Genomic DNA, 25,909 nt, shown 5'->3' with positions numbered 1-25,909 from the left:
GCTGCGCACCGGCCACGGCGACGGTTGTCAGCCGAGCCGCTGCAGGGTGTGCCCCATGCGGTCGCGTTTGGTGGTCAGATACGACCGGTTGTAGACGGTCGGTGACGACTCGTGTGGGATTTGTTCGGCGACGGTGATGCCGTGATCGCTCAGGGCCCGAACCTTGTCGGGGTTGTTCGTCATCAGCCGCACTCGGCCCACCCTCAGGTCGTCGAGGATTTCGCAGGCGACGCGGTAGTCGCGGCTGTCGACCGGCAGGCCGAGGCTGACGTTGGCGTCGATGGTGTCGAGGCCCTCATGTTGCTGGAGTTCGTAGGCGCGCAGTTTGTGACCCAGGCCGATACCACGGCCTTCGTGTCCGCGAAGGTAGATCAGGACGCCGGTGCCGGCCTCGGCGATCGCGCTCATGGCGGATCGGAACTGGGGGCCGCAGTCGCAGCGCAGGGAGCCGGCGAGGTCACCGGTGATGCATTCGCTGTGCAGCCGGACCAGCGGGGCGTCGTCGGCGGCAACGTCACCCATCACCAGGGCCAGGTGCTCGACGCCGTTGCCGGGTGCTTGATAGGCGAGCGCGTCGAATGTCCCGACCTCGGTCGGCAGGGTGCTGCGACCGGACCGGAGAACGATGTTCTCGGAGCGGGCGGCACTGTGGCGCAGCGGTGTCACCGTGCTCGCCGCGCGTGAGCGCCAGGCGCGCAGTTCGGCGATGGAGATCATCGGGATCGAGTGCCGTGCCGCGAGTTGCCGGAGGTCGTCGCGGCGCATCATCTCGCGCCGGTCGGGGGTGACGATCTCACAGAGCAGGGCGGCGCCGCTGAGCCCGGCCATGCGGCACAGGTCGACTCCGGCTTCGGTGTGCCCCGGGCGCTCGAGAACACCTCCGGGCTTCGCGAGCAGCGGCATCACGTGGCCGGGCCTGGCGAGGTCGGCGGGGTGCAGGGCGGGGTCGGCCAGTGCCCGGATGGTGGCGCCGCGATCGCCCGCACTGATTCCCGTGGTGGTGCCGTGCCGGTAGTCGACGCTGACCAGGAAGGCAGTGTTGTGGGCTTCGGTGTTGTCGGGGACCATCAGGTCGAGACCGAGCTTGCCGGCGCGGGCCTCGTCGATGGCGACGCAGAGAAACCCGGATGTGTGTTCGAGGAAGAACGCGACCGCATCGGTGCTCGCGTATTCGGCGGCCATGATCAGGTCGCCCTCGTTCTCGCGGTCCTCGTCGTCGACGACGAGGACCATTCCCTTGTTTGCCAGTGCGGTGACCGCGTCCGAGATGGTCGACATGATCGCTGGCTCCTTCCTTGGCGAACACACGGAGTGTGGTGGGACGTTCTGGGTCGAGGCGGAGTCGCGGGCTGACATCGTTGTCGGCCCGACGACTCCGCGCTCGGGATTGTGGGTGGTTACCGCTGGTGCGGAGCGGAGGTTTGGCTGAGGCTGCGGCCCATCGTTTCCGGGGCGAGGAGCTGGGAGACCGAGGCGCCGACGACGCAGATGCCGGCGGCGATGAGCATCGTGGTGCCCGCGCCGAGGTTGTGCATCGACCAGGGCAGCAGGAACGTGCCCAGACCGGCGCCGACGCGGCTGAACGCGGTCGCGAAACCCGTACCGAGGCCGCGGATCTCGGTCGGGAAGATCTCACCCGGGTAGACACCGGTCAGCGCGGTGCACATGGCGTTGGCGAACGCGAAGACCAGGAAGCCGATCAGCACCAGTACCGGCGGTGCAGAGGTCCACAGCCCGATGGCGGCGAGGACCGCGGCGCACACCCACTGCTGCGGGATGGTCAGCTTCCGCCGGCCGATGCGTTCGATGAGCAGGACCGAAACAACCACACCGGCGAGGGCGAGGCCGTTGACCCCCAGGGCGCCGACGAGTCCGTCACCGAGACCGTAGTCGGCGAGCACGCTGGCCGCGAAGGTGGCGATGGCGAAGTACGGTGCCACCACGCAGAACCAGAACACGGAGATGAAGATCGTCGCGCGCCGGTAGGCCGGGGAGAACAACATCCCGAAGGTGCCCTTGCGGGTTTGCTCGTTGGTGATGTCGAGGACGTCGGCGGGGTCTTCGAGATACGTATGGGCGATCTCGGTTGCCTCTTCGGTGCGGCCCTTGTTCATCAGCCAGCGCGGGGATTCGGGCATACCCAACCGGGCCAGGAGCAGGATGACGGCGGGCAGAGTGCTCGAGCCGAGCACGATGCGCCAGTCGAGGGACCACACGGTGGTCATCAGGAAGCCGGCGATAAAGGCCGTCATGAATCCGAGGTACCAGGCGACCTCGTTGCAGGCCATCAACCGGCCGCGCAGACGGGCGGGAGCGAATTCGGCGAGCAGTGGCCAGCCGACCGAGTAGTCGGCGCCGATCGCGACGCCCATCAGAAGCCGGACCAGGAACAGCTGCCACGTCGAGTCGACGAAGAACTGCAGGACCGAACCGACGGTGAAGATCGCCAGATCGATCGTGAACAGCGGCTTGCGGCCGAGTTTGTCGGCGAGCCAGCCACCGAGGGGGCCGCCGATGAAGATGCCGATCAGCGCGGACGCCCCGATCAGCCCCTCCCAGAACAGCGACATGCCGAGATCGAGGGTGATGGCCCCGATGACGGTGCCGATGATGCCGAGGATGTAACCGTCGATGAACATGCCGCCGGCGATGACACCGGTCAGCTTGACCAGGAAGCGCTGCTTGTCGACTGACTGTTGGCCGATGTCCACGGCCTCGTTGTTCGTGATGGTCATCAGGCCTCCTCGCTCGTGCGCTTGGGCATGGCGATCACGACCGACGACGGTGGGCAATCGCCGTGCGCAGTGGCGGATGGGCGGGAAGCAGATGTTCGCACGTGTTGTCACAACCTTCGTGAAATGGTGCACGGCCGCGGAATCCGAGGGATCTCCGGCGACTGCGGGTCGGTGGGATGGGCTCTATCGGTAGGGCGCTGCAGCTCAACCGCGCTACGTGTTCATAAACTGAACGATGTGGTCAAAAGTGTGACATGGGACTCAGGGCGCGTCAAGACCTGTCCCGGGACGCGCGATGAATCCGGGGCGTGCCGCCTCGCGGTCGGCGCCGGCGAATCGCGCCCCACTTATGGCGCCAGCTGGGAATTCGGTACCCGCACCGCAAGTCGCCAGCGCCTGGGCCCGTGCGGTCATGGGTCGGTGATTGGCCGGGGGCTGCGTCGCTCGAGTGCGGGCTGTACGCATGCTTCCCCTGAGCGCGCTCCGCCCGGCACACGCCCGGCGTCCGTCGCTCTTGACAGATTGTGACCTACAGCTCAGGATCAGTGGCGAGAGATTTTGAACGAGACGTTCAGTTTATGAACATCACGGGTACGCAGGGGTCCCGAATCCGTCCCCTGAGTTCACGGCGGTGAGGAGTGGATATGGCGGACAATGCCCACCAGCAGCACGAAGCCGATGTCGTCGTGGTCGGCGGCGGCATCGCCGGGTTGATCGCCGCCCGGGAACTGTCCGGCACAGGACTGAGTGTCGTGGTGCTCGAAGCGCGCGACCGGCTCGGCGGACGGGTGTGGACCGACCATCGTCTCGGTCGGGACCTCGAGATCGGCGGCACCTGGATGCACTGGGTGCAGCCGCACGTGTGGGCCGAAATCACCCGATACGGACTCGAGGTGACCCGCGGACCGCGCGCGGAGCAGGCGTACTGGCTCGCCGGCGACCAGGTGCGCACCGGCACGCTCGATCAATTCATGGAACTGATCGATCCCGGTATGCGTCGGCTGCTCGCCGACACCATGAAGTTCGTCCCCCGGCCCGATCTGCCGCCGGCAGCACCCGAGCTCGCGAATATCGACCGGTACAGCGTGCAGGACATGCTCGACCGATTACAGCTGAGCGAGGACGAATACCAGGCGAACGAGGCGGCCTGGGTCGGCCACTTCAATGGCCCTCTCACCGAGGGGGCATTCACCACCGCCCTGCGGTGGACCGCCGCCGCCGCCGGCTCGTGGCATTTGATGCACGAGGCGTCGGCAGTATTCCGCCTCGCCGACGGCACCCAGTCCCTGGTGGCGGCGATCGCCGCCGACACCACCGCGGAACTGCGCACCGGCGCGGAGGTCACCCGCATCGATCACGACGCCGAACGCGCTCACGTGCACCTGAGCGACGGTCACGTGATCACGGCGCGTCGAGTCGTGATCACCGTTCCCCAGAACATCCTCGGCGATCTCTCCGTCACCCCACCGCTCAACGACGGCAAGCTCTCCGCAAGCAAGGAGAAGGCGGCCTCACGCGGCGTCAAGTGCTGGATCCGGGTGCGGGGTCCGATCGCCCCGTTCTTCGCGTACTCCTCCGCCGCCCACCCGCTGTCGGTCGTGCGCACCGAATACCTCGGCGACGACGACGCGGTCCTGGTGGCGTTCGGCGCCGACTCGACGCGGCTGGATCCGAACGATCGCGATGCCGTGCAGCGGGCACTGACCGTCTGGCGTGACGATCTCGATGTCCTCGAGGTGACCGGACACGACTGGATGAGCGACCCGCACTCGCGGGAGACCTGGATGATGCACCGCCCGAACCAGGTCACTCGCTACCTGGGCGCGCAGCAAGCTACCGAAGGCGTCCTGCACTTCGCGAGCAGTGACATCGCCAATCTGTGGGCCGGATTCATCGACGGCGCCATCGAGAGTGCACTGCGTGCCGCACGAGACATCGCCACCGAACTGCACCCCGACCACTCCGCCCGCGCCGCTGCCGGGTCCGGCACCACGATCTGACAAGGAGTCATCATGCCTACTTCCACCATCGACCAGGCGCACTACCGCAACGTGATGGGGAACCTGCCCACCGGTGTGGTCGCCCTGTCGGGTATCGGTGTGGACGCCGAGTTCCCGTGTGGGCTGGTGGTCGGTACCTTCCAGTCGTTGTCGCTGGATCCGCCGTTGGTCAGCTTCAGTGTCGCGCACACCTCCACCAGTTGGCCGAAGGTCCGGGCCGCCGGACGACTGTGCGCCAGCGTCCTCTCTGCCGGCCAGGAATCGGTCTGCCGCGCACTCTCGAGGAAGCAGCCCAACAAGTTCGCCGACATCGACTGGTCCCTCTCCGAGGCCGGATCACCCCGGATCGACGGCGCCCACGCCTTCGTCGACTGCGAGGTCACCCACGAACTCGACGGCGGCGACCACGTCATCGTCATCGCCCGGGTGTTGCAGATGGACACCGGACACGGCGAGCCTCTCGTTTTCCATCAGGGCCGACTCGGTGGAATCCGGCAACTCACCGCCGCCTGACCCACACACCCCGGCTGCGCCGCACTCCGGCGCGAGCCTCGAACTCAGAAAAGGATTTCGCATTTCATGACTGACACCCGTTCGATCGAGCAGGACACCACCGACGCACAGCTCGACCGCCTCCTCGACGCCGCGGCCGCCGCCGCACCGCTCTGGGAGGACCGCACCCCCCACGGTCGCGCCGCTGTGCTCGTCGCGATCGCCGACGCCCTCGAGGCGCACGCGGAAGCGCTGGTCGCCGAGGCCCTCACCGAAACCGGGCTTCCCCAGGCTCGGTTGAGCGGTGAACTGAACCGCACCTGTGTGCAGTTGCGGATGTTCGCCGAGGAACTGATCGACGGCACCTTCCTGGACGTGATCATCGACCGCGCAGATCCCGACTTCGTCCTCGGCGCCCGCCCGGACCTGCGCCGGTATCAGATCCCCGTGGGCCCGGTCCTGGTCTTCGCCGCCAGCAACTTCCCCTTCGCGTTCTCCGTCGCCGGCACCGACACCGCCTCGGCGCTCGCTGCCGGCTGCCCGGTGGTGCTCAAGGCCCATCCCGGCCACCCCCGCACCTCCGCCGCCACCGCCGAGGTCGTCGCCGGGGCACTGTCCGCGGCCGGCGCCCCCGACGGCACGTTTGCGCTACTCAGCGGTTTCCGGGCCGGCACCCGTGCCCTCGAGGACCCGCGGATCGCCGCTGCCGCCTTCACCGGGTCCGTCGCCGGTGGCCGTGCCCTGTTCGACATCGCCGCCGCCCGACCCAACCCGATCCCCTTCTTCGGTGAACTCGGCAGCGTCAACCCGGCCGTCGTCACCGCCGGTGCACTCGACGAGCGTGCCGAGGCGATCGCGTCCGGGTTCGTCGGTTCGTTCACCCTCGGAGCCGGACAGTTCTGCACCAAACCCGGCATCCTGCTGGTGCCCGCCGGATCGCCGGTCACCGAGCAGATCACCGCCCTCTCCCAGCAGGTGCCCGCGGCGCGGATGCTCACCGCGAAGATCGCCGAGGGTTACCACCATCGGATCGAGGCGGCCGCCGCGGCACCCGGCGTCGAGGTCCTCGTCAAGGGCACCGCATCGACCGGCGAGAGTGGGGTACCCGAGGTCACCCCGACGCTGCTACGCACCACCGCCGAGCAGTTGGTCGCCCAGGCGGACACGCTGCTCGAGGAGAGTTTCGGCCCCGCCGCGATCATCGCGGAGTACGGCTCCGAGGACGAGGTGAACCGAGTCCTGAACGGTGTCGACGGCACCCTCACCGTGACCGTCCACACCCGCACCGAACCGACCCCCGACGAACGCGACCAGCTCCGCAGGATCACCCGGATCGCCGCCACCCGCGCCGGGCGACTGGTGTTCAACGGGTGGCCCACCGGCGTCGCGGTCACCCCCGCCCAGCACCACGGCGGCCCCTACCCCGCCACCACCGCGGTCTCGCATACCTCGGTGGGCACCACCGCGATCCGCCGATTCCTGCGCCCGGTCACCTACCAGGACGCCCCGGAAGTGCTCCTGCCCGCACCGATTCAGGAACGCAACCCCCTCGAGATCCCCCGCACGGTCAACTCTGCCGGCGAATCGTCCACTTGGGGCCGCGCCCAGTCCTGACAACCGACGAGCGCGCGGATGCGCCCGAGAGTTCCCCACCCAGCCGCCCCGGCGTTCACTATATGAACGCCGGGGCGGTAGAGTGGTCGTGGAAGCGCGCACCCGAGGGTGTGGTGCGCACCGACGCGACAAAGGGGTGGCATGAGCGAAGTACCCGAACCGACGGAGATGACGAACAAGTCGGTGACCAAAGCGGTTCGGCTGCTACGGGAGTTGGCCGCGCACCCGCGCACCGGCGCCACCGTGACCACGCTCGCGAAGGGGGTCGGGATCTCCCGGCCCACCGCGTTCCGTCTGCTCTACAGTCTCGAACGCACCGGGCTCGTGGACCGAATCGACAACAACTACATCCTCGGCTGGGAAATGGCCCGCCTCGGACGGCGCGCCGACCCCTACGCCGGACTCGTCGCGCGCGCACAACCGCTGCTGCAGGAGCTGGCCGACAAGTTCAACGAATCGGTGACGCTGTCCGTGCCGAATTCGCAGGACGGCCTGGACCTGGTCGCCGAGGCCGCCGGCTCGCACGTGGTCGGGATCATGAGCCGCATGTCATCGCACATGGTCGGCCAGCAATATCCGCTGCACGCCAGCTCCACCGGCAAGGTACTGCTCGCCGAGATGCCGCTGGACAAGGTGCTCGCGCTGCTGCCCGAGAAGCTCGAGGCCTATACGCCCCACACCATCACCGATCGTGCCGTTCTGCTCCGGGAACTCGATCAGGTCCGCGAGCAGGGGTTCGGCATCATCGACAACGAACTCGAAGAAGAACTGATTTCGCTGTCGCGGCCGGTGCGGGACTCCTCCGGCACGCTGGTGGCGATCTTGACGCTCAACAGCCCCCGCTACCGCTTCGGGCGCGACCGCATTCCCGAAGCGCTCCAGCAGATGCAGGCCATCGTCGAGCGCCTCGTCGAGGTGTTCTGGCAGGACGCGGTGGGCGAATAGTCCCGCCGATCAGCCATTCTGCGTGAATCACCGGGAACCGGAGCCCTGGTACGGACTCCGGTTCCCGGTGCTCTCTGCGGATGCCTCTCGTGATTCCGCTTGGGGGCGTTTCGGTCAGGTTCGTGCGGGCTGACCGACGCGGGGGGCCGAGGTTTCGCTCAGGTTGCGGCCCATCGTTTCCGGGGCGAGGACCTGGGAGACTGCGGCGCCGACGACGCAGATGCCGGCGGCAATCAGCATCGTGATCCCGGCGCCGAGGTTGTGCATCGACCAGGGCAGCAGGAAGGTGCCCAGGCCTGCACCGACGCGACTGAACGCGGTCGCGAAACCGGTTCCCAGGCCACGGATCTCGGTCGGGAAGATCTCCCCCGGGTAGACCCCGGTCAGGGCGGTGGACATGGCGTTGGCGAACGCGAAGACCAGGAAGCAGATCAGCACCACCGCGGGCGGGGCGGACGTCCACAATCCGATGATCAGCAGGACCACCGCGCAGACCCACTGCTGCGGGATGGTCAGCTTCCGCCGGCCGACACGTTCGATGAGCAGGACCGAGACCATGACACCGACCAGGGCGAGGCCGTTGACCCCGATGGCGCCGACGAGTCCGTCACCGAGGCCGTAGCCCTCCAGCACACTGGCTGCGAACGTGGCGATCGCGAAATACGGTGCCACCGCGCAGAACCAGAAGATCGAGATGAAGATGGTCGCCCGCCGGTAGGCCGGGGAGAACAGCATCCCGAAGGTGCCCTTGCGGGTGCCCTCGTTGGCGATGTCGACGACGTCGGACGGGTCCTCGAGGTAGGCGTGGGCGATCTCGGTTGCGTCTTCGGTGCGCCCCTTGTTCATCAGCCAGCGCGGGGATTCGGGCATGCCCAGCCGAGCCAGGAACAAGATCACCGCCGGAACGGTGCTCGAGCCGAGCACGATGCGCCAGTCGAGGGACCACACGGTGGTCATCAGGAAGCCGGAGACGAAGGCGAACATGAAGCCGACGTACCAGGCGACCTCGCAATAGGCCAGCAGTTTGCCGCGCAACCGTCGGGGGGCGAATTCGGAGAGCAGTGGCCAGCCGACGGAGTAGTCGGCCCCGATCGCGATGCCCATCAGCAACCGGACGGCGAACAGTTGCCAGGCCGAGTCGACGAAGAACTGCATAACCGATCCGAGGATGAAGATCGCCAGGTCGATCGCGAACAGCGGCTTGCGGCCGAGTTTGTCGGCCAGCCAACCGCCGAGGGGGCCGCCGACGAAGATGCCGATCAGCGCGGAGGCGCCGATCAGCCCCTCCCAGTACAGCGACATATCCAAATCGAGGGTGATGGCACCGATGACGGTGCCGACGATGCCGAGGATGTAACCGTCGATGAACATGCCACCGGCGATCACACCGGTCAGTTTGACCAGGAATCGCTTCTTGTCGACCGGCCCTGGGTCGGCCTTCGTGCCGACCGGGCCGTCCTCATACTCTCCGACGGAATCCGTGTTGGTAATCGTCACCAGGTCACTCCTTGCTGGTGCGCGTCGACATGACAGCCGACGTGGACGGTGCGAATGCCGTCCGGGGCGGGGAAAGGCGGGGATGAAGTGTGCGCGTGTGTCGGCGGCACCGTGTTCAACCACCGACATTGCAATCGTTCAATAAGTGAACGCCACGCTCAAAATTGTGACATGGACCTCATGGCCAGTCAAGACCCCGCCCCCACGTCTGCGACCAGTCGCGCCGCCCCCGGGTTGGTTTCCGGGTCGATCGGGGTGGCACGATCTCTCGAATATCGGATTCTCGTGCCGTAACTCGCGGTCATCGCGTGCTGGCGCGCCTCAGTGCGCGGCCGTCGCGATAGGTCCTGCGACCGCCGTGAGTCTGGCCTTCGTCTTGACAAGCTGTGACCCGCACCGCACTATCAACAATTACGCAAAATGAACGCTCTGTTCAGAAACTGAAGATTCGTGGCCAAATGAATCACAGTTGCCGGACGATCCTGCCTCTGGTGGACGGAATCGACACGCAGGGCACACGATGGGAGAGTTTCAGTGCGGTTGATCAATCTCGATGGCCGCCTACAGGTGTCGACGCGAGGCGGCCTCGTCGATGTCGAGGCGGAAAGCCACGGCTATTTTTCTGCCGAACCGCAGAAGATTTACGAGCGGTGGGCGGAGTTCGTCACCTGGTACACGGGTAACCGCGACCGGGTCACCCCGACGCAATGCGGCGGAATCGACCCGGCTCGGCTGGGGGCGCCGGTGCCGGCTCCGCGCCAGGTGTTCGCCGTCGGATTGAACTATGCCGACCACGCGGCGGAATCCGGGGTGGAGCGGCCCGAGTCGCCGGTGATCTTCACCAAGTTCGCCTCGGCGATCTCCGGCCCGGTCACCACGGTCCCACTTCCCTCGGAAACGGTGGACTGGGAGGTCGAACTCGTGGTCGTGATCGGCCGGGGTGGCCGCAACATCCCGGCCGATCGGGCATGGGAGTCCGTCGCGGGGTTGTCCGTCGGACAGGATTTGTCCGACCGCGGCCGGCAGTTGGCCGGACCGGTTCCGCAGTTCAGCCTGGCGAAGTCGCATCGCGGGTTCGCCCCGATCGGACCTGCTTTGGTGACGATCGACGAATTCGACGATCCGAACGATCTCGCGCTGGAAGCCGGCATCAACGGCGAACTCGTCCAGTTCGGACGCACCGCGCAGATGATCTTCCCGGTTCCGGCGCTGATCGAGCACCTGTCGCACACCCTCGAGCTCTATCCCGGCGACGTGGTGTTCACGGGAACGCCCGCCGGTGTGGGGGTGGGCCGGACACCACAGCGGTTCCTGGGCCCCGGTGACGTGCTGCGTAGTCGTATCACCGACATCGGCGAACTCGTCCAGACCTTCACCTCCCGCGAACCGGTCGCTGCGCTGGGGTGATCGGGGCACCCTGCCAACGGTTGACCGCAATTCTCCTGACGGGCCACGGCGGGCTCGAGTACCGCACCGACGTCGCTGTCCCCGGAGCCGATCGGGGTGAGGTGATCGAGGTCGCCGCTGCAGCGATCGACAACCACGGCCGCCTATCCGTTGTCCGACATCGTCCGCGCGCAGGAAGATTTCCTCGCCGAGTACATCGGCAAGCTGGTGCTGATTCCACCGACGCCACAGAAGTGACCGGGAGCGTCACCCACGGTCCCCCGTAAATCCATCGAATGGAGCGCAACACAATGACCTCGACCTCACCGTCGCTCGGCGCATGGCTGACACTCGACTCCGTCTTCGCCGTCGAACTCATGGTTCGCGCGGGATTCGACTGGGCCGTCATCGATTTGCAGCACGGCGCAATCGGTACCGACGCTGTCGTGCCTCTGCTCTCGGCCGTGCAGGGCGCCGGCGTCGAAGCCTGGGTACGCACGCAGGCGACGAACTACGCGCAAGCCAACTGGGCGCTCGACATGGGAGCCGACGTCGTCGTCGTGCCGCAGATCGGCTCGGCCGCCCAGGCACGTGAGGCAGTGGGTTTCTGCCGCTACGCCCCCGAGGGCCATCGCTCATGGGGACCGGTTCGGGCGGCACTGCGCCCAGCCTCGGCACCCCCTCAACGTGTTTACCTGATGATCGAGGACGCGAACGGCCTGGCCGAAGCCGAGAACATCTGCGGAACGCCCGGACTCGACGGGATCCTCATCGGTACGGCAGACCTCACGCTGTCCCTGGCCGGTTCCGCCTCGGATATCTTGGGGGGAGCCACTTTCGATGCCGTTCGCAGAATCGTCGAGGCATGCACTCGCCATGGACTGGACGTCGCTGCCTACGGCGGTAGTCAGGAAATGACCACGGCCTGCGCCGAGAACGGAATCCGGACCATTGCACCCGCCGCAGACTACGAAGTGCTCCACGAGGGAGCGCAGGCGGCCCTGGCGCAGGCCCGCGGGACGTACGCCGCGCGAGGTGTCCGCCTCTGACGGTGGCGTTGTTTGCCTGCCCTACTACGTCAGGCGATCCACACGGCAACCGGATCGCCGAGCACGGCCTCGTCGACCTCGATCCCGGACCGGGACTGTTAGTGGGCAGGATGCCGCCGTCCTCGATCAGCCCGCCTGCCTTCGAGATCTTCAGCCCGATGCAGTCGGCGACATCGTGCGCAGAGTCGAAGGCGATGTCGTCGTCCTGCTGGGCGAGTTCGTCGACGATGATCGGATACGGGCAGCGCTGGCGGCGACGGGCAGCGAGGTTGACCTGAAAGTGTTCGTATTCCGAACGCATCGATCGAAAGTGTGACGGGGACCTCGGTGGCCGTCGAGCCTGTCTCGGGCCGAGTCTGAATCGATCGTCTCCCGCCGACGCCTTGCACCCCCTGGCTCGACTCCGTGCGGCCAACGTCGCCCGGGGGGCGAGCTCGACTGCGCTCGAGAGCTATGGCTTTCTAACCATATGGAGCGCAATCAATTCGAACAGAGCTGCAGAATCGATTCGGACGAACAATTCTGACATTCGGGCGATCGAGGAGCGGTGTGGATCCTCACCCGACCTCAGGCCGCTCGTGTACTCGACCAGCGACCCTCAATGCTTGACAGGGTGTGACGTAGGACGCAATACTTACGTCGGTCTGAACGATGCGTTCACTTTATGAACACATCTTGAGTCCATCTCGCTTGACCGGCGCGTGCGCCAGCCTATGACCCGAAGAGGAGTCGTCATGCTTACTTCCACCATCGACCAGGCGCACTACCGGAATGTGATGGGGAACCTGCCCACCGGTGTGGTCGCCCTGTCGGGTATCACCGCCGACGCGGAGTTCCCGTGTGGGCTGGTGGTCGGTACCTTCCAGTCGTTGTCGCTGGATCCGGCGTTGGTCAGCTTCAGTGTCGCGCACACCTCCACCAGTTGGCCGAAGGTCCGGGCCGCCGGACGGTTGTGCGCCAGTGTGCTGGCCGCGGGCCAGGAGTCGGTGTGCCGCGCCTTGTCGAGCAAGCTGCCCAACAAGTTCGCCGACATCGACTGGTCCCTCTCCGAGGCCGGATCACCCCGGATCGACGGCGCCCACGCCTTCGTCGACTGCGAGGTCACCCACGAACTCGACGGCGGCGACCATGTCATCGTCATCGCTCGGGTGTTGCAGATGGACGCCGGACACGGCGAGCCTCTCGTTTTCCATCAGGGCCGACTCGGTGGAATCCGGCAACTGACCGCCGCCTGACCCACGACTCGGCCGAGGTGAGATACGCCAAAGAAACGGGTGAGCAATGAACGAGCAGAAGACGGCTGCACTGGTCGCAGTCAATTTGAGCGAGCCGTCCGAGATTGCCAACAAGTCGGTGACCAAGGCTGTTCGTCTACTGCGCGAGCTCGCTTCCCGACCCAAGACCGGTGCGACGGTGAGTACCCTTGCCAAAGCGGTCGGAATTTCCCGTCCCACCGCGTTTCGTCTGCTTTACAGCCTCGAGCGGACCGGCATGGTGGACCGCATCGACAACAACTACATCCTGGGCTCGGAAGTGTCCCGACTCGGACGGCACGCCGACCCCTATGCCGGTCTCGCTGCCCGGGCTCTGCCACTACTGCGGGAGCTGGCCGACCAGTTCAACGAAACGGTGACGTTGTCGGTGCCGAATGCGAAGGATGAACTCGACCTCATCGCCGAGGCCGCCGGATCGCATGTCGTGGGCACCACATCCCGGATGTCGCATCACATGATCGGCAAACAGTTTCCACTCCACGCCAGCTCCAGCGGCAAGGTGCTCTTGGCTGAGTGGCCGATCAAGAAGATCGTGGGCCGGTTGCCCGAAAGGCTCGACGCATTCACAGCGCACACCATCACCGACCGCACAGCCCTGCTGGCCGAGCTCGATCAGATCCGCGAAAGCGGCTTCGCACTCATAGACAACGAACTCGAAGAAGAATTGATCTCCCTCTCCCTTCCCGTCAGGGATTCGTCGGGGAATCTGGTGGCGATCGTGTCCCTCAACGGTCCGCGATATCGGTTCGGCCCCGACCGCATTCCCGAAGGCCTTCACCAGATGCAGCAGCTCGTCGAGCGTCTCGTCGATGTCTTCTGGCAGGATTCGACAATCGCTTGACCGGTACCGCAACAGATATGCCCCTGAACGCAGCATGTCGATCACCACGAAACGGGAACGTACTGAGCGGGATACATATAGTGTTCGGCGCCGCCGCGGACCTCCCGTTGCCGATCCGTCAGCAGCTCACCCAAATCTGCCATCTACGTTTCCGTGATCGACGCGCTCGACGAGGTCAGGATCGCACCATTTGCGGGACCGCAGTGACAACAGCACAACCACCCGGAAGTATCGGGAATCGCGACGGAAGGTCGGTGTGGTGACGCCGTACCGCTCGATGAACTCGTGCTGTTCGACGAACCGAAGGTCACCGGACGTGCCGGGCACCGAGTACTGGCGATTCGGCATGCGCCACGTGCCCGTGTCGGGTACGTCCCACATCTGCACGTTGGCGGGCAACAGTTTCCAGCCCTGGTCGGTGTGCAGTTCGAGGTTCGCGACGACCTCGATGGTCGCGACCACTCCGCTGACGGACAGTACTGGCTGAGGGGAGAAACCCGGGTACCTGTCGACGTAGAAGACTCCTCGGCCGACACCGTTCGGCCGACTCTCGACCTCCTCGGCCAGTGATCGGAGCTCGGCGGGAAGCTGCTGCTCGTCGAGCCACGAGAGGGCAGTGGTCACGGTGTCACCCGGGTGCCAGACGGAGTCTGCGGAGACAGGCTCGTCGTCGACGAAGACCGTGAACGTCTGGGGTGAGGCATGGTCAGGCGTGCGCCGTGGTCGTTCGTCGAGCATCGTCAGACCCCGCGCAGTAGGCGGACCGATGGGCGAAGCCATCGGGTGCGGGGTTACCGTGCAGCACACGATACGCGCCCGCCGCATCGGTTCGACCGCCGCTGCCGCACTGAACGCGGCAGCGGCGCCGGCGGAGGGCAGCTCGATCGATGCGAATCAGTACGGCAGAGACGAGCAGCTGGGGCGGTCGACGATGGCCTGGCCCTCGCAGAGCATGGCCTGCTCGTCGTCGTCGAAACGGTCGCGCCGATCCCGGTCGCGGGCATCGCGGTCCGACTGTGCGGCCACCGCGACATCAGTCCCCGACGAGGCGGGCATGGCGTGCGCGATTCCGGCTGCGCCGGTGAGAGAGAACGCGACCGCGGCGAACATCAGGCCGGCGCGAATGGCAGTGTGGCGAAACATGCGGTGTCCTTGGTGGTGTGTGGTCGAGTATTCCTTGTCCACAACAACACTGCCGTCCGGACATGCGGTTCGACAGACACCCTAGGGTGCGCGTTGCCCACCCCTGTGTGAACGCCGGGAACGCGTCCGGGCTGAGCGGTGCCGTCGTGAACGTAGATGACCAAGGGCTGTTCGGGTTCTACCCGCCGCAAACAAAACCTTTGATGGCAGTATCACGAAATTCTATTACCACCCCGCCATCATGTTGTTTCATGATCTTTGGGAGCGTCCATCGTCATGAATCGGAGCACCCATGAATTCCACCGTCAGCGCACCTGGCTGGCAGAAGTCCGTCTTCGACGTTCTGCGCGAAGGAGATGTCAAGCAGATCGCCTACGTACCGGACGCCGGCCACTCGTACGCAATCCAAGCAGCGATCGCCGACCCCGGCATCGAAGACGTCGTCCTGACCACCGAGGAAGAGGGCGTCGGACTTGTCAGCGGCGCGTGGCTCGGCGGGCAGCGCGCGGTCCTGCTCATGCAGAGCAGCGGAGTCGGCAACTGTGTCAACATGTTTTCCCTGCTGGAGATGTGCAAGTTCCCGTTCCTCACGCTGGTGACGATGCGTGGTGAGTACGCCGAGTTCAACCCCTGGCAGATCCCCATGGGTTCGACCACGCAGCAGGCCCTCGAACTCATGGGCATCACAGTTTTCCGGGTCGACGACCCCGATCAGGTCGGCGAGGTCGTCTCCGCCGCCTTCGATCAGGCTTTCCTCGCTGGTGAGCGCGTCGCAGTGCTCCTGGGCCAGCGGCTCATCGGACGCAAGAAATGGGAGCGCAAGTGAACGCACACGACTCGACCATCGGAACCCTCGCCGGCGAACGCCTCGACCGACGCGATTTCGTCGCGACACTGCTCGACCGGGCGCCGGAGGCACTGGTCGTCACCGGTCTCGGCTCCCCCTCCTATGACGTGTTCGCCGCCGGGGAGCGTGACCGCAACTTCTATCTGTGGGGCGCCATGGGCGCCGCCGTACCCACCGGCCTGGGCCTCGCGCTCGCTCGCCCGGACGAGTCCGTGGTCGTCATCACCGGTGACGGGGAGCAGCTCATGGGCATCGGCGCGCTCGGATCGGTCGCGGTCAAGGCCCCGAAGAACCTCACCATCGTCGTCGTCGACAACGGGCACTTCGGCGAAACCGGCATGCAGCGCAGCCACTCGAGCCTCGGCGCCGATTTGGCCGGCATCGCGTCGTCGTTCGGCATTGCCTGCACCGAACGGGTCCGCGACATCGCCGACGCCGAGCGTGTCGCACGGATCGTCACCGCCCGGGAAGGTACGACCTTCGTTCAGGTGTTCATCGAGCAGACCGAGCCGCCGCGCGCCCTTCCGCCCCGGGACGGCACGGCGGTGAAGAACAAGTTCCGTGCCGCGCTCGGCCTCGACACGTTCTGATGGCCGACACCGAAGCGAAAGAGAACACTGTCATGCAGAAATACCTGCTCCATATCGACGGCCAGCAGCGCCCGTCCGCTGACGATTCCTACTTCGAGACCGACAATCCCTTCACCGGCCGGCCGTGGGCGCAGATCGCGCGCGGACAAGCATCGGATGTCGAGGACGCCGCCCAGGCCGCGCACCGTGCCATGACCACGGGGCCGTGGGCGAGCATGAGTCCCAGCGCCCGCGGTCTCGTCCTCCAGCGCGTCGCCGACGTGCTCGAGGAGAACGCCGAATTCCTCGCCCGCATCGAGGTCCGCGACAACGGCAAGCTCTACAACGAGATGTTGGGCCAGTGCCGGTATCTCGCGCAGTGGTACCGGTACTACGGCGGTCTCGCCGACAAGACCGAAGGCCGCGTCGTTCCCGTCGACAAACCGGGATACTTCACCTACACCCGGCGCGAGCCCATCGGGGTCGTCGGAATCATCACTCCATGGAACTCACCGCTGCTGCTGCTCACCTGGAAGCTGGCACCCGCGTTGGCCGCTGGTTGTTCGGTGGTCGTCAAGCCCTCCGAATACACCTCCGCCTCGACACTCGAATTCGTTCGTATCCTCGAGCAGGCGGGCCTGCCTGCGGGAGTGGTCAACGTGGTCAGCGGATTCGGGCCGGACGTGGGCGGGCCGCTGGTCGAGCACCCCCTGGTGCGCAAGGTGGGATTCACCGGCTCCGACGCGACCGGGCGGCACATCGGCGCCGCGGCGGCGCGCGGCCTCAAACGGGTTTCGCTCGAACTCGGCGGCAAATCACCGAACATCGTCTTCGCCGACGCCGATCTCGACGCTGCGGTCAACGGCGCGGTGTCCGGAATTTTCGCCGCGACCGGTCAGACCTGCATCGCCGGAAGCCGGCTTCTGGTGCAGCGTTCCGTGCACGACGAGGTCGTCGCCAAGCTGGTCGCGCTGGCCTCGACCGCGCGGCTCGGTGACCCGATGTCCCCCGACACCCAGGTGGGGCCGATCACGACTCGGGACCAGCACAAGAAGGTCCTCGAGTACATCGACATCGCCACCGCCGAGGGCGCACAACTCGCGCTCGGTGGCGGCGTGCCCACCGGCACCGGAACCGATGGGTGGTTCGTACAGCCGACAGTGTTCACCGGGGTGAGCAATCAATCCCGGTTGGCGCAGGAGGAAGTCTTCGGCCCGGTGCTGGCGGTGATCCCGTTCGACACCGAAGACGAGGCGATCACCATCGCCAACGACTCGAAGTACGGTCTCGGTGCCGGGGTCTGGACTACCGATCTGCCTCGCGCGTTCCGCATGGCGGAGGCGATCGAGTCCGGGACGGTCTGGGTCAACACCTACCGCGCGGTCAGCTTCATGCTGCCGTTCGGCGGGGTGAAGGACTCCGGTATCGGCCGGGAAAACGGTGCCGAGGCAATCGACGAGTACCTCGAAACCAAGAGCGTGTGGATCAACACCGGGGCACCGACCGGAAACCCGTTGGTCCTGCGCTGACCCCCGCGCCGAGGGGCGTCTGTCGACTGAGAGGCAGGCACGATCATTCGCGTCGAGGAGGCCCGGCGGGTTCGGTGGTGTTCTCGACGAGCGTCTCGAGGACGAACCTGTGAAAGCCTGCGGCGACCGAGGAGGTGAGGGGTCGATCGGCCCGGATCATGCCGATCGTTCGCCAGGCATCGCGATCGCGGAGTTCGACCAGTGCAGTTCCGTCGGGAGGGGCGGCGGCCGCAGATGGAGCAGGCACAACTCCCACGCCCACTCCGGCCGCGATCATGGCGCGCATCGTGCCGACCTCGGTGACTGAGAACGCGATTCGCGGGGCGAAGCCGGCAGCTCGGGCGAGACGGTCTGTGAGTTGGCGCAGCCCGTACTCCGGCGTGAGCGCCACGAAATCGTCCTCGGCGACTTCGGCGAGACTCACCGTCTTGCGGCGGGCCAACCGGTGACGGACGGGAACGAGCAAGCGAACCGGTTCGGTGGCCACTGGTGTCCACACGAGGTCGTCGACGGAGGGCTCGGGGGCTACGAAGCCGAGATCGGACCGCCCGAGCCGAATGTCGTCGACTACCGAATCTGCTGCAGCACCGCGTAGTTCGAATCTCACTTTGGGATGTTCGGCGCGATACCTGCTGATCAGTTCCGGGACCAACCACTCGCCGAGACTGTGCAGGAAGCAGAGGGAGACGGTGCCCTCGTTCGGATCCGCAAGGGTGCTGATCCGGTTGTGTGCGGAATCCACCTCGCTCAATGCGCGCAACGCATGTGCACGGAGAATCTCGCCGTACCGGTTGAGGTGGAGCCGATTGTGCCGCCGGTCGAACAAGCGCACCCCGAACCCCGTCTCCAGCCGGGCTATGGCCCGCGACAACGTCGGTTGCGTGACATGCATCTCCGCGGCGACAGCGGTGATGTTCTCCGATTCGGTGAGGGCGACGAACCACCGCAACTCCTGCAAGTTCACTGCCTGAGCTTATACGCGAGTCGTATGAGACTCGGCGGATATCGGCATTTCACAAACACCCGCGGGAGCGCGACAGTGAAAGGGCACTGACACGACTGCCCCGGCAAGGAGAATGACGTGAGTACCGAGCGTTCGGATTTTGTTTCCCACCCTGTGCATCGGCCCTTGGAGGGTGTCGTGGTGGTCTCGCTCGAACAGGCGATCGCGGCACCGTTCGCGACCCGGCAACTCGCCGACCTCGGTGCGCGGGTGATCAAGATCGAACGTCCCGGCGTCGGAGATCTCGCACGCGGATACGACCGAACGGTCCAGGGGATGGCGAGTCATTTCGTGTGGACTAACCGAGGGAAGGAGAGCATCGAGCTCGACGTTCGCTCCGAGGAGGGCAACCGGATCCTGCACCAACTCGTCGACCGCGCCGACGTCCTCGTCCAGAACCTGGCACCCGGCGCGGCAGGGCGCCTCGGCATCGGGGCCGACCGCTTGCGGGAAACCCACCCACACCTGATCACGTGCGATATCTCCGGATATGGCCGCGGCGGCCCCTATGAGGCACGAAAGGCCTACGACCTGCTGATCCAATGCGAGGCCGGACTGGTGTCGATCACCGGAACCGAGGACGAGCCCTCGAAGGTCGGACTGTCCATCGCGGACATCTGCGCCGGCACGTATGCCTACTCGGGGATCCTCACCGCCTTGCTCGATCGTGGGCGGACCGGCCGAGGCGCCAACCTCGAGATCTCGATGCTCGAGGCGCTCGGCGAGTGGATGGGGTACGCCGACTACTACGCCCGATACGGCGGGTCGGAGCCGAAGCGGACGGGAGCGAGCCACGCGACCATCGCGCCGTACGGACCGTTCACTGCGGCCGACGGGGAGGTCGTCAACCTGGGTCTGCAGAACGAACGCGAATGGGACGTGTTCTGTCGTGTCGTGCTGCATGCGCCGGAGCTGATCGACGATCCGCGGTTCGTCACCAACGCCGACCGGGTCGCACACCGCGCCGAGCTCGATGGCGTCATCGACGACGTTGCCGCAGGCCTCACCGGCGCGGACCTCGTCCACAGGTTGGAAGCGGCGAAGATCGCGTATGCCCGGCAGCGCACGATGGACGAGTTCGCCGAGCACCCGCAGCTCGCGGCACGCTCCCGGTGGGCGCAATTCGATTCCCCCGTCGGACGGCTCGAAGGACTACTTCCCCCGGTGACGGTGATGGGCGCCGAACACGAGATGCGCCCCGTACCAGGTCTGGGGGAACACACCGACAGCATCCTGACGTGGCTCGACGAGTACGCAGCGGTCGGGTCCTGACACACACTCTTCCCTCCGCCGTCGGCCGAGTCGCGCCGTCGGCGACGAACTACCGAAGGAGAACTACCTTGAGCAGCAGCGAAAACCAGGTCGAGCAGTCGGCGCCACCGGTCACCGGCTGGCCCGGCCGCTACTTCGAAGACTTCGAGATCGGAGACGTGTACCGGCACCCACTCGGCCGCACGGTGCTGCCGGTCGACAACTCGTGGATGACGCTCCTCACCCAGAACACGGCGCCGATCCACTTCGACGCGCACTACTCGAGTCAGACGACGTGGGGTAAGCCGCTCGTCGACTCCACCTTCACCCTTGCCCTCGTCACCGGGCAGAGCGTCACCGACATCTCCCAGCACGTGCACGCCAACCTCGGTTGGGACCGGGTGCGCCTGCCGAACCCGGTATTCGAGGGCGACACCATCTACTCCCAATCGGAGGTCCTCACCAAACGAGAGTCCTCGTCCCACAGGGACATCGGCATCGTCACCGTGCGCACCATCGGGTACAACCAGGACGGCACCATCGTCATCACCTTCGAACGGACCCTCATGGTGTATCGCAAGGGACACGGACCGCACACTGCAGGCGTCGACCCCAAGTGGGACGACCGGTCACGGCGCGCAGCCGGGATCGAGTAGTTGATCGAGTTGCCGGGCAGGCAGGGCCGGCGCGGCAACACCCTGGGCGTCGAATACCGAGCCTTGTGGACGTTTGTGGCTGTTCTGCCATGCCCCGCGACTGGCCGGTCTCGGCAGATCATCAACCACCCCGACGATGACCCAGAAGGCTTCTTCGCCGAATTCATCGACCGAGCCTGGAATTCGCGGTACTTCTCGAGCGCTCTGTATTCCGCCAGTCTGCGGCACAAGGTCCGGGCCGGTTCCGTGCGTGGAATCTTCGAGTCGATGGTGGAACTCTCCGACCAGGGCGATCTGATGAACCGCTTCCTGGCGATACCCGCGCCCAAGATGTTCATGTATGGACAGCAGAACGCATCGTTGTCGTATTTGGAACACCTGTCTGCCCATGGTGTGGAGGTCGCCGAAATCCGGATTTTGTGCCGCCCGCGCTCCGAGCTACCTGCGGCAGTGCCGTCTAAAGCGAATGTAAGGAAAGCGGACCATCCCTTCCCTCTCGCTGTGGCGGCGACCACATTGGTGTCAGTGGCTATGCATCATCACAGCAGTCGAGGAAGGAACATCATGCGACACACGACTTCGAACCCAACGTCGTCGACCGGCGAGAGGCGGGTTGTTGCGAACGTGGTTCGCGGCTGCATCGGCAACCTCGTGGAGTGGTACGACTGGTTCGTCTATGCAGCGTTCAGTGTGTTTTTCGCGGCGTCCTTCTTCCCGCAGAGCAGCACGACTGCCCAGCTTCTCTCCACCGCACTGGTTTTCGCCGTCGGATTCCTGATGCGCCCGATCGGTGGGTACATCCTGGGCCGATACGCGGACCGGTACGGGCGCAAGAACGCGCTGACGTTGTCGGTGCTGATGATGGCCGCAGGATCGCTGATCATCGCTGCGACACCGAGTTTCGAGGCGATCGGCATGCTCGCCCCGGCACTGCTGGTGATGGCGCGACTGATCCAGGGACTCTCCGTCGGAGGCGAATTCGCTTCGAGCGCAACGTACCTGTCCGAAGTCGCGACGCCCGGCCGCCGCGGCTTCTACTCGAGCTTCCAGTACGTGTCGATCATCCTGGGTCAGCTCGCTGCGCTCGGTGTCCAGATCATTCTGCTGCAGCTGCTGACCATCGACCAGATGCAGGCCTGGGGTTGGCGTATTCCGTTCGTGATCGGCGCGATCGCCGCCGTGACCGTGATGCTCTTCCGTCGCGGGATGGACGAGTCGGACCAGTACAAGGAGGAGGCGGCCCAGATCGCTGCCGAGAAGGCGTCCGGCACGCAGCCGTCGGCCAAGCGCGGCACCCTCCGACTGCTGCTGCAGTACCCGAAGCAGCTCGCGATGGTCTTCGGCCTCGCGATCGGCGGCACCGTCGCGTTCTACACGTACACCACGTACCTGCAGAAGTACATGATCAACACCTCGGGGATCGCCCCGGAAACGGTGGCGTGGATCAACTTCGCCGCACTGTTCATCTACATGCTGCTGCAGCCCGTGGCCGGACTGATCTCCGACCGCATCGGTCGCCGCAAGGTCATGCTGTTCTTCGGTGTCGGCTCGACCGTGCTGACCGTCCCGATTCTGACCGTTCTCGGCAACACCACCAACGCGTTCGTGGCGTTCGGCCTGATGATGACCGGACTGGTCATCGTGACCGCCTACAGCGCTCTGAGCGCGATCGTCAAGGCGGAGCTGTTCCCGACGAAGGTCCGCGCGCTCGGCGTCGGGTTGCCGCACGCGATCACCGCCGCCCTGTTCAGCGGCACGGCCGAGCCTCTCGCGCTCGCGCTCAAGCAGGCCGGACATGAATCGGCCTTCTTCTACTACGTCGTCGGCTGCTCGGCACTGACCCTAATCGCCGCGCTGTTCATGGCCAAGGGCAAGGGCGGCACCACCCTCGATCCGGAGACGGAGAATCCCGCCCGCGACGGACGCGAGGAAGACCGCGACGACCGCCGACTCGAGCGTGTCTGATCCCTCGTCCTCCGGCATTGTTCCCCGGGCGCACCGCGGCCGGGGGACAATTCCGGTTATGCGCATCGCGGTGGTCGAGGACGACGACGGCGTCGGCAACGCACTCGTTGCGGGTCTGACCCGGCAGGCGCACCAGCCCGTGCGGATGAAGTTCGGGTCCGAACTGCTGCTGCACCACGGCGAGGTGGACTTCGTCCTGCTCGATCTGGGGTTGCCGGACCGCGACGGGCTCGAGGTGTTGCGTCAGCTCCGCCAGGTCAGCGCCGTCCCCGTCATCATCCTGACCGCCCGCGACGACGAACGTTCGGTGGTGCGCGGCCTGCGCGGCGGCGCCGACGACTACCTGGTCAAGCCGGCCCGCATGTCCGAGCTGTTCGCTCGCATCGAAGTGGTGCGCCGGCGAAGCATGGCCGTCGAAGGCGGCGCACCACGAGAAGTGGTCACCGGAGACGTCCGCGTCGACCTCGATTCCCGCACCGTCACCGTGGCGGGAACAGAGGTCGACCTGACGTCGAAGGAGTTCTCCCTCCTCGAGATCCTGCTCGAGAACCCGGGGGCTGCGGTCAGCCGTCAGCAACTGATGGACCGGGTGTGGGGTGACGCGTTCGTGGCGGTCTCGCGTTCTCTCGACGTCCACATCGGCACTCTGCGCGCCAAGCTGGACCGACCCGGGTTGATCAGCACCATCCGTGGTTTCGGCTACCGGTGGGTGTGCTGACCTCGGGGTCGAAACGACATGCGCCGACGGTTACTGCTGATTCTCGCGATACTCGGATCCTGCGCGGTCGCGAGTTTCGCGATTCCCCTCGCGCTCGCGACCGCGGACTCGCGGACGCAGGAGTTCACACTCGGCCGCGAGGGAGACATCCAACGGTTCGCCGTCCTCGCCGAGGAGTACGTCAGGACCGGCGACCCGGCCCGGATCGCCGGCGAGGTCGAGGCATACGACGACGTGTACGGCGAGGGCGTTCTGGTGGTCTCCACGCGTGGTGTCCCGACCCTCGGGGTAGGCCTCGACGGCAACGAACCCGGAATCGAGGCCGCGATTCGCAGCGGACTGCGCAACGAGCGGGTCTCCACCGTCGACCGGCTGTTCCCGTGGAGCGCCGACGAGGCCCTGTTCGTCAAGCCGGTCGGGTCGGGCGCTCAGGTGAACGGCACCATCGTGGTGCGTGCCTCGACCGCCGAGGCCCGCTCCGACATCCTCCGGCAATGGGCCGTGATCGCGGCCGGTGCCGTGCTGGCACTGGTCGCTTTCGGTGTCCTCGCGATCGCCTTGAGCCGGTGGGTGCTCGGACCGCTCGCGAACTTGTCCAAGGGAATCGTGCAACTCATCCGCCGGATGCCCGACGCGAGGACACCGCCGAGTTCCGTGCCACCGCGATCCGTGCTGCCGGCCACGGCCGCAGGCGGGCCGCCCGAGGTGCGCCGGCTCGCGCATTCGTTCGACGTGATGTCTTCGGCGGTGCTGCGGGCAGCGGACGCGCAACAGCGCCTGATCGCCGATACCGCCCATCAACTGCGGAACCCGCTCGCGGCGTTGCAGTTCCGCCTCGACCTCCTCGACGACGGGATACCGGACAGCGCGCGCGAGGACTATCACAGCGTGACCGAGGAGGCCAAACGCTTGCAGACCATTCTCGACAGTCTTCTCTCGCTCGCCTCGGCCGAGACGCCGCGCTTCGGGGCCGATCGGTCCGAGGCGGTCTGCGACGCACTGTCGGTGGTGGCCGACCGGGTCGACTTCTGGTCGGTGACGGCCCGCGAACGTGGTGCGCGTCTGGCCACCATCGCAGACCCCGACGTCGACCATGTTCCGGTCGCGATCGCCGAGAACGATCTGTCCCAGGTGCTCGATGTGCTGATCGACAACGCCTCCCGATACGCAGGCCCGCACCCCACCATCGAAATCGGCGTCGTCGTGGAGCCGTCACCGGACCGCTCTCGGGTGTGCGTGTGGGTGGCCGACGACGGTCCAGGTGTCCCGGAAGAGTTGCGCGGCAAGCTCACCGAGCGCTTCTTCCGGGCCAACAACCAGGTCGGGACCGGTCTCGGCCTCTCCATTGTCGAGGTGGTCGCCGCAGCCTACGGCGGCCGTCTCGTCATCGACGAGGCCCCCGCCGGCGGACTGCGCGTACGCTTGTGGCTCGAACCGCACGTGGAGAAGCTGGACGATGATTAGCCGGCGACAGTTCATCGGTGGTGTGGCCGCAGCGGTCGCACTGTCGGGATGCGCTCGTGCCCAGCCCACGGGGACGTACGACATCGCGTCGGGTGAGCGCGACGGATTCCAGTCCGAGTTCGCCGAGTTGCTTGCGGACGTCCCGCCCGCCTCGGGTGGGGATCTCCGGTTGACGGTGCGCTACACCACCGGTTCCCTGGAGAACCTGTCGCTGCTGGCGTCAGGTGAGGTACTCATCGGGCTGACCCTGGCCGACTCCGCTGTCGAGTCGGCCACCCCGATCGTGGCCATCGGCCGGGTGTACGAGAACTATCTCCAGTGCGCGGTGCCGGCCCGCTCACCCTTTCACACGATGAAAGATCTTCGGGGCCAGACGATCAGCCTCGGCGCCCCGGGCTCCGGAACTGCGCAGACCGGAAGGCGGGTCCTCGAGGCGAGCGGTCTGACCCTCGACGACGTGACGGTGCGCCCGGTCTCACTCACCACCGTCCTCGACTCCCTCCGCGACGGCACGGTCGCCGCCGCACTGTGGGCCGGTGGCGTGCCCACCCCGGCGGCGATGCCGCGGCCCGGTCACGGTCCGGACGGCGGAATCCGGCTACTCGACCTGTCCGCCGAGTACGTCGAGATGCGCAAGACCTACGGGCCCATGTACGAACCGGTCTCGGTCCCTGCCCGGACATACGGTGACACTGCCGAGACCGCGACGGTAGGGGTTCCCAGCCTGCTCGTCGCCTCACCGCAACTGCCCGACGCCGTGGCCGGTGCCCTCGTCGACCTTCTCATCGATCGAGCCCAGGACCTGATTCCCGCCGACACCGTCGGCGCGCAGTTCCTCGACGCCCGATCACTGATCCAGACAGCTGGCGTCCCTCGCCATCCGGGGGCTGTCGAGGCGTACCGCCGTCACCACGGTTAGAAGGCGGACGGG

General features: G+C 66.2%; 24 protein-coding genes. 17 read left to right on the top strand and 7 right to left on the bottom strand.

The genetic code is table 11. The features are described from left to right. Window positions 1-27 precede the first annotated feature (27 nt). Together ribA and QM841_RS19620 are read right to left on the bottom strand one after the other, a co-directional pair. Window positions 28-1,278 carry a GTP cyclohydrolase II gene (gene ribA / locus QM841_RS19625; RefSeq protein WP_283333205.1) on the bottom strand — a complete coding sequence of 417 codons (1,251 nt, stop codon included), beginning with the start codon at window positions 1,276-1,278 and terminating at the stop codon, window positions 28-30. A gap of 119 nt (window positions 1,279-1,397) precedes the next feature. Beyond that, window positions 1,398-2,735: an MFS transporter gene (locus tag QM841_RS19620; RefSeq protein WP_280779448.1), complete on the bottom strand. Its 1,338-nt coding sequence runs from the start codon at window positions 2,733-2,735 to the stop codon at window positions 1,398-1,400. A gap of 644 nt (window positions 2,736-3,379) precedes the next feature. Between QM841_RS19620 and QM841_RS19615 the strand changes: the two genes are divergently transcribed. The 4 genes from QM841_RS19615 (at window position 3,380) to QM841_RS19600 (ending at window position 7,786) form a co-directional block, all read left to right on the top strand. Then, window positions 3,380-4,735, top strand: coding sequence for a flavin monoamine oxidase family protein (locus QM841_RS19615; RefSeq protein ID WP_283333204.1), 1,356 nt, complete (start codon window positions 3,380-3,382; stop codon window positions 4,733-4,735). A gap of 12 nt (window positions 4,736-4,747) precedes the next feature. Beyond that, window positions 4,748-5,248, top strand: a complete 501-nt coding sequence (locus QM841_RS19610) for a flavin reductase family protein (RefSeq protein WP_283333203.1) — start codon at window positions 4,748-4,750, stop codon at window positions 5,246-5,248. Between the two features lie 66 nt (window positions 5,249-5,314). Continuing rightward, entirely contained in the window at window positions 5,315-6,841 is a 1,527-nt protein-coding gene (locus QM841_RS19605) for an aldehyde dehydrogenase (NADP(+)) (RefSeq protein WP_283333202.1), read from the top strand. 141 nt (window positions 6,842-6,982) lie between these two features. Continuing rightward, on the top strand, window positions 6,983-7,786 hold the full coding sequence (locus QM841_RS19600; RefSeq protein WP_005249938.1) for an IclR family transcriptional regulator: 804 nt from the start codon (window positions 6,983-6,985) through the stop codon (window positions 7,784-7,786). A 114-nt stretch (window positions 7,787-7,900) separates the two neighbouring features. Here the strand turns inward: QM841_RS19600 and QM841_RS19595 are convergent, their stop codons facing one another. Beyond that, the gene (locus QM841_RS19595; protein WP_283333201.1) at window positions 7,901-9,283 is read right to left on the bottom strand and encodes an MFS transporter; all 1,383 of its coding nucleotides are present in this window, start codon (window positions 9,281-9,283) and stop codon (window positions 7,901-7,903) included. A 534-nt stretch (window positions 9,284-9,817) separates the two neighbouring features. Between QM841_RS19595 and QM841_RS19590 the strand changes: the two genes are divergently transcribed. The 4 genes from QM841_RS19590 (at window position 9,818) to QM841_RS19575 (ending at window position 13,833) form a co-directional block, all read left to right on the top strand. After that, complete coding sequence (locus QM841_RS19590; protein WP_283333200.1) at window positions 9,818-10,690, top strand: fumarylacetoacetate hydrolase family protein; 873 nt, start codon at window positions 9,818-9,820, stop codon at window positions 10,688-10,690. 290 nt (window positions 10,691-10,980) lie between these two features. Next, window positions 10,981-11,718: an HpcH/HpaI aldolase family protein gene (locus QM841_RS19585; RefSeq protein WP_283333199.1), complete on the top strand. Its 738-nt coding sequence runs from the start codon at window positions 10,981-10,983 to the stop codon at window positions 11,716-11,718. A gap of 734 nt (window positions 11,719-12,452) precedes the next feature. Further along, the gene (locus QM841_RS19580) at window positions 12,453-12,953 is read left to right on the top strand and encodes a flavin reductase family protein (protein WP_283333198.1); all 501 of its coding nucleotides are present in this window, start codon (window positions 12,453-12,455) and stop codon (window positions 12,951-12,953) included. Window positions 12,954-12,999: 46 nt separating this feature from the next. Further along, window positions 13,000-13,833, top strand: a complete 834-nt coding sequence (locus tag QM841_RS19575) for an IclR family transcriptional regulator (protein WP_283333197.1) — start codon at window positions 13,000-13,002, stop codon at window positions 13,831-13,833. 126 nt (window positions 13,834-13,959) lie between these two features. Here the strand turns inward: QM841_RS19575 and QM841_RS19570 are convergent, their stop codons facing one another. Together QM841_RS19570 and QM841_RS19565 are read right to left on the bottom strand one after the other, a co-directional pair. Beyond that, on the bottom strand, window positions 13,960-14,613 hold the full coding sequence (locus QM841_RS19570) for a hypothetical protein (RefSeq protein WP_283333196.1): 654 nt from the start codon (window positions 14,611-14,613) through the stop codon (window positions 13,960-13,962). Window positions 14,614-14,727: 114 nt separating this feature from the next. Continuing rightward, a complete protein-coding gene (locus QM841_RS19565) occupies window positions 14,728-14,976 on the bottom strand; it encodes a hypothetical protein (protein WP_280779459.1) in 249 nt (82 codons plus the stop codon). A 292-nt stretch (window positions 14,977-15,268) separates the two neighbouring features. Between QM841_RS19565 and QM841_RS19560 the strand changes: the two genes are divergently transcribed. The 3 genes from QM841_RS19560 to QM841_RS19550 are packed head-to-tail and all read left to right on the top strand — an operon-like array spanning window position 15,269 to window position 17,921. After that, on the top strand, window positions 15,269-15,802 hold the full coding sequence (locus QM841_RS19560; RefSeq protein ID WP_283333195.1) for a thiamine pyrophosphate-binding protein: 534 nt from the start codon (window positions 15,269-15,271) through the stop codon (window positions 15,800-15,802). After that, window positions 15,799-16,413, top strand: coding sequence for a thiamine pyrophosphate-dependent enzyme (locus tag QM841_RS19555; protein WP_283333194.1), 615 nt, complete (start codon window positions 15,799-15,801; stop codon window positions 16,411-16,413). Before QM841_RS19560 ends, QM841_RS19555 begins: the two co-directional genes overlap by 4 nt. A gap of 32 nt (window positions 16,414-16,445) precedes the next feature. After that, window positions 16,446-17,921: an aldehyde dehydrogenase gene (locus QM841_RS19550; RefSeq protein WP_283333355.1), complete on the top strand. Its 1,476-nt coding sequence runs from the start codon at window positions 16,446-16,448 to the stop codon at window positions 17,919-17,921. Between the two features lie 43 nt (window positions 17,922-17,964). Here QM841_RS19550 and QM841_RS19545 read toward each other — a convergent pair whose 3' ends face one another. Beyond that, window positions 17,965-18,885, bottom strand: a complete 921-nt coding sequence (locus tag QM841_RS19545) for a LysR family transcriptional regulator (RefSeq protein WP_283333193.1) — start codon at window positions 18,883-18,885, stop codon at window positions 17,965-17,967. Window positions 18,886-19,002: 117 nt separating this feature from the next. Between QM841_RS19545 and QM841_RS19540 the strand changes: the two genes are divergently transcribed. Together QM841_RS19540 and QM841_RS19535 are read left to right on the top strand one after the other, a co-directional pair. Beyond that, a complete protein-coding gene (locus QM841_RS19540; protein ID WP_283333192.1) occupies window positions 19,003-20,196 on the top strand; it encodes a CaiB/BaiF CoA transferase family protein in 1,194 nt (397 codons plus the stop codon). A 68-nt stretch (window positions 20,197-20,264) separates the two neighbouring features. After that, window positions 20,265-20,831, top strand: coding sequence for a MaoC family dehydratase (locus QM841_RS19535; RefSeq protein WP_283333191.1), 567 nt, complete (start codon window positions 20,265-20,267; stop codon window positions 20,829-20,831). Here the strand turns inward: QM841_RS19535 and QM841_RS19530 are convergent. After that, on the bottom strand, window positions 20,805-21,221 hold the full coding sequence (locus QM841_RS19530; RefSeq protein ID WP_283333190.1) for a hypothetical protein: 417 nt from the start codon (window positions 21,219-21,221) through the stop codon (window positions 20,805-20,807). The genes QM841_RS19535 and QM841_RS19530 overlap by 27 nt on opposite strands. Before the next feature lie 174 nt (window positions 21,222-21,395). Here QM841_RS19530 and QM841_RS19525 point away from each other — a divergent pair, with 174 nt between their 5' ends. Genes QM841_RS19525 through QM841_RS19510 form a run of 4 tightly spaced genes read left to right on the top strand, consistent with a single transcriptional unit; the run spans window position 21,396 to window position 25,897 of the window. Continuing rightward, window positions 21,396-22,796: an MFS transporter gene (locus QM841_RS19525; protein ID WP_283333189.1), complete on the top strand. Its 1,401-nt coding sequence runs from the start codon at window positions 21,396-21,398 to the stop codon at window positions 22,794-22,796. 58 nt (window positions 22,797-22,854) lie between these two features. Next, window positions 22,855-23,514, top strand: a complete 660-nt coding sequence (locus QM841_RS19520) for a response regulator transcription factor (RefSeq protein ID WP_005249969.1) — start codon at window positions 22,855-22,857, stop codon at window positions 23,512-23,514. A gap of 18 nt (window positions 23,515-23,532) precedes the next feature. Continuing rightward, a complete protein-coding gene (locus QM841_RS19515) occupies window positions 23,533-24,978 on the top strand; it encodes a sensor histidine kinase (RefSeq protein ID WP_283333188.1) in 1,446 nt (481 codons plus the stop codon). Continuing rightward, window positions 24,971-25,897 carry a TAXI family TRAP transporter solute-binding subunit gene (locus QM841_RS19510; protein WP_283333187.1) on the top strand — a complete coding sequence of 309 codons (927 nt, stop codon included), beginning with the start codon at window positions 24,971-24,973 and terminating at the stop codon, window positions 25,895-25,897. Before QM841_RS19515 ends, QM841_RS19510 begins: the two co-directional genes overlap by 8 nt. Window positions 25,898-25,909 lie beyond the last annotated feature (12 nt).

Source organism: Rhodococcus sp. IEGM 1307 (genome assembly GCF_030056915.1).
In the GTDB taxonomy this organism is placed as follows: domain Bacteria; phylum Actinomycetota; class Actinomycetes; order Mycobacteriales; family Mycobacteriaceae; genus Rhodococcus_F; species Rhodococcus_F opacus_D.
Note: the sequence above shows the minus strand (reverse complement) of the source record. Positions and strands in the feature narration are given on the sequence as shown.